The following is an 11,508-nucleotide window of genomic DNA, read 5'->3' on the forward strand; positions in this document are numbered from 1 at the left end:
GGACAATCGGAACTTGTCGTTGAAACAATGACGTTACCCATAACAATTCAAAGGCCAGGTAAATCATGCCATTAGTCATCGTCGCTATCGGTGTAGTCTTATTACTGCTCTTGATGATCCGCTTCAAAATGAACGGATTTATCGCTCTGGTTCTGGTGGCACTTGCAGTCGGTCTGATGCAAGGGATGCCGCTGGTGAAAGTCATCAGCTCCATTAAAGCCGGTGTCGGTGGTACGCTCGGCAGCCTGGCGCTGATCATGGGCTTCGGCGCCATGCTCGGTAAAATGCTGGCGGATTGTGGTGGCGCGCAGCGCATTGCGACCACGCTTATCGCCAAATTCGGGAAGAAAAATATTCAGTGGGCAGTGGTGTTAACCGGTTTTACCGTCGGTTTCGCGCTGTTCTATGAAGTCGGCTTCGTGCTGATGCTGCCACTGGTGTTCACCATCGCCGCGGCGGCAAACATTCCTCTGCTGTTCGTCGGTGTGCCAATGGCTGCGGCGCTGTCCGTAACGCACGGCTTCCTGCCGCCGCACCCGGGCCCAACCGCTATCGCGACCATTTTCCATGCCGATATGGGTAAAACCCTGCTGTTCGGTACGATTCTGGCGATCCCAACCGTGATTCTGGCAGGCCCGGTATTTGCGCGCTTCCTGAAAGGCATTGATAAGCCAATCCCGGAAGGTCTGTACAGCGCGAAAACCTTCACGGAAGAAGAGATGCCAGGCTTTGGCGTCAGCGTCTGGACCTCTCTGGTGCCGGTGATTCTGATGGCGATGCGTGCTGTCGCAGAGATGATCCTGCCAAAAGGTCACGCGTTCCTGTCCGTTGCCGAATTCCTGGGTGACCCGGTTATGGCGACGCTGATTGCGGTACTGATTGCGATGTTCACCTTCGGTCTGAACCGTGGGCGTTCAATGGATCAGATCAACGACACGCTGACCTCTTCCATCAAAATTATTGCCATGATGCTCCTGATCATCGGCGGTGGCGGTGCGTTCAAGCAGGTTCTGGTCGACAGTGGCGTGGATAAATACATCGCAGCAATGATGCATGAAACCAACGTCTCTCCGCTGTTTATGGCCTGGTCTATCGCTGCGGTTCTGCGTATCGCGTTGGGCTCTGCAACCGTCGCGGCAATCACTGCCGGTGGTATCGTGGCTCCACTGATTGCAACCACTGGCGTCAGCCCGGAGCTGATGGTGATTGCGGTGGGTTCCGGTAGCGTGATTTTCTCTCACGTAAACGATCCAGGCTTCTGGCTGTTCAAGGAGTACTTCAACCTGACTATCGGTGAAACCATCAAGTCCTGGTCAATGCTGGAAACCATTATTTCCGTCTGCGGCCTGGTTGGGGTTCTGCTGCTGAATATGGTTGTCTGATGCCATAAGTCGGGTGGCGGCTTCGCCTTACCCGACCTACTCAGACTAATGTAAAAAAACCCGCCACTGGCGGGTTTTTTTCACTTCTTCGCAGCTGTTTTTCGCCGCTTATCCAAATCCTTAATCAGCTTGTTCACCCCATCATCGGCAAACATCTTCTCAAGCGATACGGACAACTTACGACGCCAGTTCTTGTACTGATAGCTGGTGCCCGGAATGTTCACCGGCTCAGGCATGTCTATCCAGTCCTCCGGCTGCAACCCCAGCAAAGCACTGTTGCTGTCGGCAATATAACGCTGCATCCCGCGGTTAAGCGTTGGCGTCATCGCCATCAGTGAAGCCTTATGCCCCGCCCGTTTTGGCAGGCAACCGTGCTTGTGCAATGCATCCAGCAGACCCTGTTTCGCCAGCTCACGATCCTGATACAGCCCGCGTAACACCTCTTCATCCGGATACAGACCCAGCGTTTTCCCGAGCGTCAAATCACCACTTTCCCAATAACCACGCAGCGTAGGAAGGTCATGCGTTGTCGCGACAGCCATTGACTGTTCCGGGTACGCTTTCGGCGCACGGAAGGTTTTCTCATGGTCGTTTTCAAAATAGAGCACTTTGTAGGAATAGACGCCGCTATCACGCAGCTTGCTGACAATCTCAACCGGCACGGTACCCAGATCTTCGCCGATCACCATGCACTGATGACGTTTACTCTCCAGCGCCAGGATCGACAGCAGATCGTCCACCGGATACTGAACATAGGCCCCGTGATCGGCCGTTTCGCCATACGGGATCCACCACAGACGCAGCACAGACATCACGTGGTCAATACGCAGCGCACCGCAGTTCTGCATATTAGCGCGCAGCAGGTCGATAAACGGCTCGTAAGCCCGCGCGGCCATCACGTGCGGATCCATCGGCGGCAATCCCCAGTTCTGGCCAAGCGGGCCAAGAATATCCGGTGGTGCACCCACAGAGGCTTTCAGGCAGTAAAGTTCGCGGTCACACCAGGTTTCAGCCCCGCCCTCTGCCACGCCTACCGCCAGGTCGCGGTAGAGACCGATAGGCATCTTGTAGCCCTGGCTTACCTGCCAGCAGGCCGCGAACTGGCTGTACGCCAGCCATTGCAGCCACAGGAAGAAATCCACTTCATCAGCCTGTTTTTTGCAAAAGGCTTTCACTTCAGGCGTGTCGACGGTCTGGTACGCTTCCGGCCATACCGGCCAGCCCCAGCGCATTTCGTCTTCTTTTACCTGATAAGCATGTAAGGCATCAAACGCCGCCTGCCAGTAAAGGCTCTCACCTTCCTGGGTCACAAACTGACGGAAAGCAGCCATTTGTTCGTCATCGCGCTTCGCAAAGCCTTTCCACGCCAGACGCAGTGCCGCCATTTTCAGGGCGGTGACGGTCGCGTAATCCACCCAGTCAGCGTTGCGCGCCTGTTTCAGTGCCTGCTGAGTGGTGCTCAGCGACCACCACTCCTGCGCCTCTTTGCTATTTTTGAAATCATCCAGCGCGTTAACGTCGATGTAAATCACGTTCAGCCAGCGGCGAGACGATGGGCTGTACGGGCTGGCGCTCTCCGGGTTCGCCGGATAAAGGGCATGGATCGGGTTGAGGCCGATAAACGCGCCGCCACGTTCACCCACGTCCGCCAGCATCTTTTTCAGATCGCCAAAATCACCGATGCCCCAGTTGCTGTCGGAACGCAGCGTGTAGAGCTGCACGCAGGCTCCCCACAGTTTCTTGCCTTCCAGCAGCGCCTGTGGCTCATAGCAGCGTTTTGGCGCGACGATCACCCGACAGTGAAAACGCTGGTCGTCCTGGGTGAGCGTTAATGTGTGGTAGCCCTCCGGCAGTTTCGCCGGAAGGTTAAGAGCCTTGCCTCCAGTGGCATGGCCTTTGTGCTGATGCCCCTCTTCGGTGGTGAGCAGCCAGCTAAACTCGCCGCGCCCTTCCACCGCCAGCGGCATCTTTTTGCCTGCGGTAAAGACCTTTACATTCGGCACCGGGACAACCGACGCTTTCGCGTCGGTTTTGGTTTTGTGCATGGCATCCAGCAGACGTCTTTTGGTGTCCGCACCAATAGATTGCGGTTTGCCGTGAGCATTGATGTAACTGAGGCTGATCCCCGCCGCCTGCGCGGCACTGTCCAGACGTTTGCTATCCATTGCGCTTCCTTAACGTTTTGCCTGCCAGATACGGGCCTGATAATCGCGGATTGAGCGGTCAGAGCTGAACATCCCACAACGGGCGGTGTTCAGAATGCACGCACGGGTCCAGGCTTCCTGGTCGCGATACAGCACGTCGACCTGTTTTTGCGCTTCCACATATGCCGTGAAATCGGCCATCACCAGATACGGGTCACCACCGTGTTTGTCCATGCTGTGCAGCATCTGGTCAAACGCATGTTTGTCGCCATCGCTGTATTTACCGCTCTCCAGCTCTTTCAACACCGCATCGAGCACTTTGTCTTTCTTACGCCATTTCACCGGATCGTAGCCTTTGGCCTTAATGGCTTTCACCTGCTCAACGGTGTTGCCGAAGATAAAGATGTTCTCTTCACCCACTTTTTCGGCAATTTCGACGTTTGCACCGTCCAGCGTACCGACAGTCAGCGCGCCATTGAGCGCCAGCTTCATGTTGCCAGTACCGGACGCTTCTTTACCTGCTGTGGAGATCTGCTCAGAGATATCCGCCGCCGGGATCAGCATTTCAGCCGCAGAGACACAGTAATCCGGCAGGAACACCACTTTCAGCTTGTCGCCCACTTTCGGATCGTTGTTGATGGCTTCAGCAACCTTGTTGATGGCCAGAATGATGTTTTTCGCCAGGTAGTAGCCCGGCGCGGCTTTCGCGCCGAACAAGAACACGCGTGGAACACGATCGGCTTTCGGGTTTTCACGGATCTCTTTGTACAGTGCCAGAATGTGCAGCAGGTTCAGGTGCTGACGTTTGTATTCGTGAAGGCGTTTAATCTGGATGTCGAAAATAGCATTCGGGTTGATCTCAATCCCGGTGCGCATTTTCACAAACGCCGCCAGGCGAACTTTGTTCTCCTGTTTGATGGCGCGGTACTGCTCGCGGAATTTCGCGTCGTCGGCGTATTTTTCCAGATTGATGAGCTGGTCCAGATCGTTGGCCCACTCTTTTTTCAGGGTTTTATCCAGCAGCCCTGCCAGCAGCGGGTTGCACTGTTTGATCCAGCGACGCGGCGTGATGCCGTTCGTCACGTTGTGGAACTTGGTCGGCCACAGCTGGTGATATTCCGGGAACAGATCTTTCACCACCAGATCGGAGTGCAGCGCGGCAACGCCGTTTACCGCAAAGCCGCTCACCACGCACATGTTTGCCATGCGGACCTGTTTGTCGTGAACCACTGCCAGCTTCGCCCAAACCTCTTTGTCACCCGGCCAGGTCTTTTTCACCAGCACTTTAAAGTTGTCGTTAATCTTGTTGATTAGCTGCATATGACGCGGCAGCAGTGCTTTCACCAGCTTCTCATCCCAGCACTCCAGTGCTTCTGGCATCAGGGTGTGGTTGGTGTAAGCGAAGGTACGGCTGGTAATCGCCCAGGCGTCATCCCAGCTCAGCTGATGCTCGTCGATCAGCACGCGCAGCAGTTCCGGGATAGCAATCGTCGGGTGCGTGTCGTTCAACTGGATCACTTCGAAGTCTGGCAGTTGTGCCAGCTTGCGACCCGCCAGATGGTGACGGCGCAGAATATCGGCCACGGAGCAGGCGCACTGGAAGTACTGCTGCATCAGACGCAGTTTTTTACCCGCCAGATGATTGTCGTTCGGGTAGAGAACTTTTGTCAGTTTTTCGGCGTCGATCCCCTGCTGCTCGGCCCGCAGGAAATCGCCATCGTTGAATTTGGTGAGGTTAAATGGATGCGCGTGCTTCGCCTGCCACAAACGCAGTGGCTGCGCCACGCCGTTACGGTAGCCAAGCACCGGCAGATCCCAGGCTTCACCCGTAATGGTGAACGCTGGCTCCCAGAGGCCTTGTTTCGACACCTTGCCGCCAATGCCGACCTGTACATCCAGCTGCGCATTGTGGCGGAACCACGGGTAAGTGTTGCGATGCCAGTCGTCCGGCGCTTCCATCTGATGACCATCCGCAAAAGACTGGCGGAACAGACCGTATTGATAGTTCAGGCCATAACCAATCGCCGACTGGCCCACGGTTGCCATGGAATCCAGGAAACAGGCCGCCAGACGTCCAAGACCACCGTTACCCAGCGCAGGGTCGATCTCTTCTTCCAGCAGGTCGGTGAGGTTGATGTCGTGCTCTTTCAGGACATCGCCCACGTCCTGATACCAGCCAAGGTTCAGCAGGTTGTTGCCGGTCAGACGGCCAATCAGGAATTCCATCGAAATGTAGTTCACGTGACGCTGGCCTTTAACGGGCTTCGCCACCGGTTGAGCATCCAGTTGCTCTGCGAGCGCACCGCTCACTGCCTGCCACCACTGGTGAGGCGTCATGTCGTTTGCAGCATGAAGGCCAAAACGCTGCCACTGACGCGTCAGGGCAGCCTGGAATTGAGCTTTGTTGAAGGTAGGCTGTGACATAGGGAATCGGCATCCTGTAGAGAGAAAAAACATGTTGGCGCTAGTGTGCCAGGCTCATTTCACCTCTTCCTCATCCTGTAGGGGATTAGACAGGGAGGAGTAGTGGGGATGAGCATAAAAGTGTGATCAAGGCCACTTAGTGAGCATAGCCGCAGTGTGCCTGGATGGAGAAAAGATAACCTGGAAGGGTGTCAAAAAAATGAAATGCAGTTTCGTAAGAAATTAATCCACGCAGAAATGATTACTTACGTAGAATAATATTTCTGCAATTAGGGAATATCTAAGAACACTATTTAGCTTGCTCAACTTTACCGAAACTTTATTAACTCTGACGTCACTATACCTTTCTGAAACCAGTTTCAGTTTATTCGCACTAAATGCATAAAATCCAGCAGCCACGCGGCATGTAAGCCTTTTTGAGAAAGTTCCCTCATTACTGGAATGTTTTGTGACAGAGTGCAAATTCAGAGGCACAAAACCCAGACATAACTTGCAATAATTCCCTTTCTGGCCGACCTTATATCTATTAATTACGAAGCGCAAAAAAAATAAAATTCCTCGTTCCCACAGTGAAGTGAAAACTATGTTGATTCCGTCTAAATTAAGTCGCCCGGTTCGTCTCGACCATACGGTGGTCCGCGAACGTCTGTTGGCTAAACTTTCCGGCGCGCATAATTTCCGACTGGCGCTGGTTACGAGCCCGGCAGGCTATGGAAAAACAACGCTCATTTCGCAATGGGCCGCAGGAAAAAACGATCTTGGCTGGTACTCCCTTGATGAGGGCGATAATCAGCAGGAGCGTTTTGCCAGCTATTTGATTGCCGCTATTCAGCAGGCGACCAACGGGCACTGCGTCACCAGCGAAGTGATGGTGCAAAAGCGCCAGTACGCCAGCCTGTCCTCCCTTTTCTCACAGCTATTTATCGAACTGGCCGAATGGCATCGTTCGCTGTATGTGGTGATTGATGATTACCATCTGATTACCAACCCGGTTATTCACGAGTCGATGCGCTTCTTCCTGCGCCATCAGCCGGAAAACCTGACCCTGGTGGTACTATCTCGCAACCTGCCGCAGCTGGGCATTGCCAACCTGCGCGTGCGTGACCAATTACTGGAAGTTGGCAGCCAACAGCTCGCCTTTACCCACCAGGAAGCCAAACAATTCTTCGACTGCCGTCTGACGTCGCCGATTGAGGCGTCTGAAAGCAGCCGCCTGTGTGATGACGTGGCTGGCTGGGCGACCGCGCTACAGCTGATCGCCTTATCAGCACGCCAGAACAACAGCCCGACACATCAGTCTGCACGCCGTCTGGCAGGTATCAACGCCAGCCATCTGTCGGATTATCTGGTGGATGAGGTGCTGGATAGCGTCGATCCCGCTACCCGTAATTTCCTGCTGAAAAGCTCCCTGCTCCGCTCCATGAACGACGCGTTGATTGTGCGCGTCACCGGCAGCGAGAACGGCCAGCTTCAGCTTGAAGAGATTGAACGCCAGGGCCTGTTCCTGACCCGCATGGACGACCCCGGCGAGTGGTTCAGCTATCACCCGCTGTTTGGCAGCTTCCTGCGTCAGCGTTGCCAGTGGGAGCTTGCCGTCGAACTGCCGGAAATCCACCGCGCCGCCGCTGAAAGCTGGATGGCACAAGGTTTCCCAAGCGAAGCCATCCATCACGCGCTTGCCGCTGGTGATGCCAGTATGCTGCGCGATATTCTGCTCAATCATGCGTGGGGGCTGTTTAACCACAGCGAACTGACGCTGCTGGAAGAGTCCCTGAAGGCGCTGCCGTGGGAAAGCCTGCTGGAAAATCCGCGCCTGGTGTTACTGCAAGCCTGGCTGATGCAGAGCCAGCACCGCTACAGCGAAGTGAACACCCTGCTGGCACGCGCCGAGCAGGAGATGGAAAGCGACATGGATACCACCCTGCACGGCGAGTTCAACGCGCTGCGTGCACAGGTGGCGATCAACGATGGCGATCCTGACGAAGCTGAACGCCTGGCAATGGTGGCACTCGACGAGCTGCCGCTGGCAAACTTCTACAGCCGTATCGTGGCCACATCGGTACACGGTGAAGTGCTGCACTGCAAAGGCGATCTCACCCGTTCGCTATCACTGATGCAGCAAACCGAACAGATGGCGCGTCGCCACGATGTCTGGCATTACGCGTTGTGGAGCCTGATTCAGCAAAGCGAAATACTGTTTGCTCAGGGTTTCCTGCAAGCTGCCTGGGAAAATCAGGAAAAAGCCTTCCAGCTCATTCGCGATCAGCATCTGGAACAGCTGCCGATGCATGAGTTCCTGTTGCGTATTCGCGCCCAGCTTCTGTGGGCGTGGTCGCGCCTGGATGAGGCAGAAAGCTCTGCCCGTCAGGGCGTGGATGTTCTCTCCAGCTTCCAGCCGCAACAACAATTGCAGTGTCTGGCGTTGCTGGTGCAGTGCTCGCTGGCACGCGGGGATCTGGATAACGCCCGCAACCACCTTAACCGCCTGGAGAACCTGCTCGGTAACGGTCAGTATCACAGCGACTGGGTATCGAACGCCGATAAGGTACGGGTGATTTACTGGCAGATGACCGGCGACAAAAAATCCGCCGCCAACTGGCTTCGTCAGACGCCAAAACCGGAATTCGCCAATAACCACTTCCTGCAAAGCCAGTGGCGCAATATTGCCCGTGTGCAGATCCTGCTCGGCGAGTTTGAACCTGCCGAGATAGTCCTGGAAGAGTTGAACGAGAACGCGCGCAGCCTGCGTCTGATGAGTGACCTGAACCGCAACCTGCTGTTGCTGAACCAGCTTTACTGGCAGGCAGGGCGTAAAAACGATGCGCAGCGTGTGCTGCTGGAAGCGTTACAGCTTGCCAACCGTACCGGCTTTATCAGCCACTTTGTGATTGAAGGTGAAGTGATGGCGCAGCAGTTGCGCCAGCTCATTCAGCTGAATACGCTGCCGGAGCTGGATCAGCATCGCGCCCAGCGCATTCTGCGTGAAATTAACCAGCACCATCGCCACAAGTTTGCGCACTTTGATGAGAACTTTGTTGAACGTCTGCTGAATCATCCGGAAGTGCCGGAGCTTATTCGCACCAGCCCGCTCACCCAGCGTGAATGGCAGGTGCTTGGGCTGATTTATTCAGGCTACAGCAATGAGCAGATTGCCGGTGAACTGGCCGTGGCGGCAACCACCATCAAAACGCATATCCGAAATCTGTATCAGAAGCTGGGTGTCGCGCATCGTCAGGATGCGGTGCAACATGCGCAGCAGCTGTTGAAGATGATGGGGTATGGTGTTTAGGTTTTGTGCGACCTGATGCCCTCACCCCAGCCCTCTCCCACAGGGAGAGGGAGAAAACATTAAAAAAGGCAACTTGCGCTGCCTTTTTGAATTTACCTTGGCCTGATGCCCTCACCCCGACCCTCTCCCACAGGGAGAGGGAGAGAAGCTTCTCAGCACAGTTCCAGCTGCAAATTATTATCCTTAATCACCTGCATCACACCCGCCGGCGGCATAACGTCGGTGTACACCGCATCCACCATGCTGATGCTGCCCATGTTCACCATCGCGTTACGGCCAAATTTAGAATGGTCCACCACCAGCATCACGTGGCGGGAGTTTTCAATGATCGCACGCTTGGTGCGCACTTCGTGGTAATCAAACTCCAGCAGCGAGCCGTCGCTGTCGATACCGCTGATCCCCAGAATGCCGAAGTCGAGGCGGAACTGAGAGATAAAATCGAGCGTCGCTTCACCAATGATCCCACCGTCGCGGCTGCGCAGCTCACCGCCTGCCAGGATAATGCGGAAATCGTCTTTCTGCATCAGCGTGTTGGCCACGTTCAGGTTGTTGGTCACCACGCGCAGGTTTTCGTGATCCAGCAGCGCGTGCGCGACCGCTTCAGGCGTGGTGCCAATATCAATAAACAGCGTAGCCCCATTCGGGATCTGGCTCGCGACTTTACGGGCAATACGCTCTTTCTCTGCCGTTTGCGTCGCTTTACGGTCATGCCACGAGGTGTTGACGGAGCTGGACGGTAACGCCGCCCCACCGTGGTGGCGCAGAATACGGTTTTGATCGGCAAGGTCGTTCAGGTCGCGGCGAATGGTCTGGGGGCTGACGGCAAACTGCTCTACCAGCTCCTCAGTGCTAACGTATCCCTGTTTTTTAACCAGTTCGATAATGGCGTCATGACGTTGTGTTTGTTTCATGAAATATCCCTGGAAATTATGTTCGTTTGCGCGCATGGAGCGTGTCGGCAAAAGCCATCGCCAGCCCAACGGCCAGCCCGGTAACGTGAGCGCCGTTAGCGATAGACATGCCAAACAGATCAAACCATCCGGCAATAAGCCATATTAACGCAAAGGTTATTAAACCGCGTTGCAGATAGATGCCGCTTTGTGGGTCACGCTCACCCCGGAGCCAGACGTACCCCATCAGCGCATAAACCACGCCCGATAATCCGCCAAACCACGGGCCGCTAAATTTGTGCTGCACATACCCGCTTAACAAGGCGCTAATCAGGGTGATGACTATCAGTTTTCCGCTGCCAAGCCGCTTCTCCACTGCGCCGCCGAGATACCACCACCACAGCAGGTTAAAGAGGATATGCATCACGGAGAAGTGCATCAGCGCATGGGTGAAGTAGCGCCAGACGTCAAACTCCAGAGAGGGATCGTACGGCCATGCGAGGGCTATCATCACACTCTGGTCGCCCACCACATTCATGATGATGAACACCAGAATACAGGCGGCCATCAGCAGCAGGGTAAATGGCCCTGCGCGCTCGCGCACGGTAGCCAGAAAAGGAAAGCGACGATAGTGCAACCCGCTGCCGGTCTGGCCGGATTGCCAGCTGGCGGCCAGGTAGCGCGGATCGCCAGGGTTCTCAAGAAAGCGCGCCAGTTCGGCATTTACGCGTTCAGCCTGGCTTTCGTCTGCCAGCCAGACATCCGTTTGCGTATGTTGCTGAATGGTCAGGATAACGCCCTGCGTCGCCATGTAATCGACAAACGCCTGGGCAACGCGCGGGTTGGTAAAAGAGGTAATCATCAGCATTGCAACAGTCGCTTATTTCCACACAAAAGGGGACAGTATAGAGCGAATGGTTTTAGCCGCCAAACGCGTGCTCAACTTCTGCCGGGAAATGGCGATGCCAGGCATCGAAACCACCATCAACACTATACACCGCGTCGTAACCCTGCTGGAGCAGATACTGCGCGGCACCTTTGCTGCTGTTGCCGTGGTAGCACATGACCATCACTGGCGTTTCAAAGTCGTTATCGCGCATAAACGCACCCAGCGTGTCATTGGTCAGATGGAACGCGCCTGGCGTGTGGCCCATTGCAAAACTCTGTGGATCACGGATATCCACCAGCACCGCCGTTCCCTGGTGCATCTTCTGATGGGCTTCTTCTACGTTAATACATTCAAAGTGATCCATGGTGCTCTCTTTCGGTTGTTCAGGTTGGGTGCGCGCTGATGCCCTCACCCCGGCCTTCTCCCGCGGGGAGAGGGAGAAAGGTCAGTCGCACTATTTTACCCCGTAGTGTACGTCCTGGCGGCGGGT

General features: G+C 55.2%; 7 protein-coding genes. 2 read left to right on the forward strand and 5 right to left on the reverse strand.

Annotated elements, in window-relative coordinates; translation table 11 throughout:
- Positions 1-65 precede the first annotated feature (65 nt).
- On the forward strand, positions 66-1,382 hold the full coding sequence (gene gntT / locus F3J30_RS20610) for a gluconate transporter (protein ID WP_014072125.1): 1,317 nt from the start codon (positions 66-68) through the stop codon (positions 1,380-1,382).
- Positions 1,383-1,462: 80 nt separating this feature from the next.
- Here gntT and malQ read toward each other — a convergent pair whose 3' ends face one another.
- Both malQ and malP read right to left on the reverse strand, forming a co-directional pair.
- Positions 1,463-3,547, reverse strand: coding sequence for a 4-alpha-glucanotransferase (gene malQ / locus F3J30_RS20615; RefSeq protein WP_166718388.1), 2,085 nt, complete (start codon positions 3,545-3,547; stop codon positions 1,463-1,465).
- Positions 3,548-3,556: 9 nt separating this feature from the next.
- Complete coding sequence (gene malP / locus F3J30_RS20620; RefSeq protein ID WP_014072127.1) at positions 3,557-5,950, reverse strand: maltodextrin phosphorylase; 2,394 nt, start codon at positions 5,948-5,950, stop codon at positions 3,557-3,559.
- 583 nt (positions 5,951-6,533) lie between these two features.
- On the opposite strand from malP, the gene malT reads away from it, so the two are divergent.
- On the forward strand, positions 6,534-9,239 hold the full coding sequence (malT, locus tag F3J30_RS20625; protein ID WP_166718389.1) for an HTH-type transcriptional regulator MalT: 2,706 nt from the start codon (positions 6,534-6,536) through the stop codon (positions 9,237-9,239).
- 152 nt (positions 9,240-9,391) lie between these two features.
- Here the strand turns inward: malT and F3J30_RS20630 are convergent, their stop codons facing one another.
- The 3 genes from F3J30_RS20630 to glpE are packed head-to-tail and all read right to left on the reverse strand — an operon-like array spanning position 9,392 to position 11,382.
- The gene (locus F3J30_RS20630; RefSeq protein ID WP_008503060.1) at positions 9,392-10,150 is read right to left on the reverse strand and encodes a DeoR/GlpR family transcriptional regulator; all 759 of its coding nucleotides are present in this window, start codon (positions 10,148-10,150) and stop codon (positions 9,392-9,394) included.
- A 16-nt stretch (positions 10,151-10,166) separates the two neighbouring features.
- Positions 10,167-10,997, reverse strand: a complete 831-nt coding sequence (glpG, locus tag F3J30_RS20635) for a rhomboid family intramembrane serine protease GlpG (protein ID WP_166718390.1) — start codon at positions 10,995-10,997, stop codon at positions 10,167-10,169.
- 52 nt (positions 10,998-11,049) lie between these two features.
- Positions 11,050-11,382 (reverse strand): thiosulfate sulfurtransferase GlpE, encoded by a 333-nt coding sequence (gene glpE / locus F3J30_RS20640; protein ID WP_014072135.1) that lies wholly within the window; start codon positions 11,380-11,382, stop codon positions 11,050-11,052.
- Positions 11,383-11,508 lie beyond the last annotated feature (126 nt).

Source organism: Enterobacter sp. Tr-810 (assembly GCF_011752765.1).
Classification (GTDB): Bacteria; Pseudomonadota; Gammaproteobacteria; order Enterobacterales; family Enterobacteriaceae; genus Enterobacter; species Enterobacter soli.

Excerpts from the sequence above, each read along its gene's own strand:
- gntT (WP_014072125.1), top strand. The coding sequence starts at position 66 with ATGCCATTAGTCATCGTCGCTATCGGTGTAGTCTTATTACTGCTCTTG.
- malQ (WP_166718388.1), bottom strand. The coding sequence starts at position 3,547 with ATGGATAGCAAACGTCTGGACAGTGCCGCGCAGGCGGCGGGGATCAGC.
- malP (WP_014072127.1), bottom strand. The coding sequence starts at position 5,950 with ATGTCACAGCCTACCTTCAACAAAGCTCAATTCCAGGCTGCCCTGACG.
- malT (WP_166718389.1), top strand. The coding sequence starts at position 6,534 with ATGTTGATTCCGTCTAAATTAAGTCGCCCGGTTCGTCTCGACCATACG.
- F3J30_RS20630 (WP_008503060.1), bottom strand. The coding sequence starts at position 10,150 with ATGAAACAAACACAACGTCATGACGCCATTATCGAACTGGTTAAAAAA.
- glpG (WP_166718390.1), bottom strand. The coding sequence starts at position 10,997 with ATGCTGATGATTACCTCTTTTACCAACCCGCGCGTTGCCCAGGCGTTT.
- glpE (WP_014072135.1), bottom strand. The coding sequence starts at position 11,382 with ATGGATCACTTTGAATGTATTAACGTAGAAGAAGCCCATCAGAAGATG.